The organism is Agrobacterium sp. MCAB5 (genome assembly GCF_052114365.1).
GTDB classification, from domain to species: domain Bacteria; phylum Pseudomonadota; class Alphaproteobacteria; order Rhizobiales; family Rhizobiaceae; genus Agrobacterium; species Agrobacterium tumefaciens.
In genome coordinates, this window is the sequence record NZ_JBFREP010000160.1 from 1 (window position 1) to 569 (window position 569).

The 569-nt window shown below is 64.0% G+C and carries 1 protein-coding gene; it reads left to right on the top strand.

The genetic code is table 11. The annotated features are described in order from the left end of the window. Window positions 1-569: aldehyde dehydrogenase family protein (locus AB4Z23_RS27975; RefSeq protein WP_441361238.1), on the top strand; the 569-nt coding region annotated here is incomplete at both ends.

Below are 569 nucleotides of genomic sequence, written 5' to 3' on the forward strand. Positions count from 1 at the left end.
TCGCGAGAACCTGCGCGATCTGATGGCGCCGCAGCCAACGCCTATTCCCGCTGGACTGGAAGCGACCGGCAACAGCGGCGTCATCTACAAGGAGCCATATGGCGTGACATTGGTGATCGGGCCATTCAATGCGCCGATCCTGCTGCTGCTCGATCCCGCGCTCGCGGCGCTTGCCGCCGGCAACCCGGTGATCCTCAAGCCCGCCAACACGACGCCGGCGACCGCGACGCTGTTCGCGCAATTGATCCCGCAATATTTTGAACCCGAGAACGTCTCGGTCGTCACCGGCGGGCGCGAGGAGATCGGCGAGTTACTGCAACTGCCGTTTGACTTCATCTTCTTCACCGGCTCCTCAGCCGTGGGCAAGGTGGTGATGCGCGCGGCGGCCGAGAACCTGACGCCGGTCATCCTTGAACTCGGAGGCCAGAACCCGACCATCGTCGACGCCACCGCCAATCTCGACATAGCTGCCGACCGCATCGCCTGGGGCCACAACGCCATCTCCGGCCAATGGTGCATCGCCCCCGGATACGTCTACGTCCATGAGAGCATCGCCGACGCCTTCATCG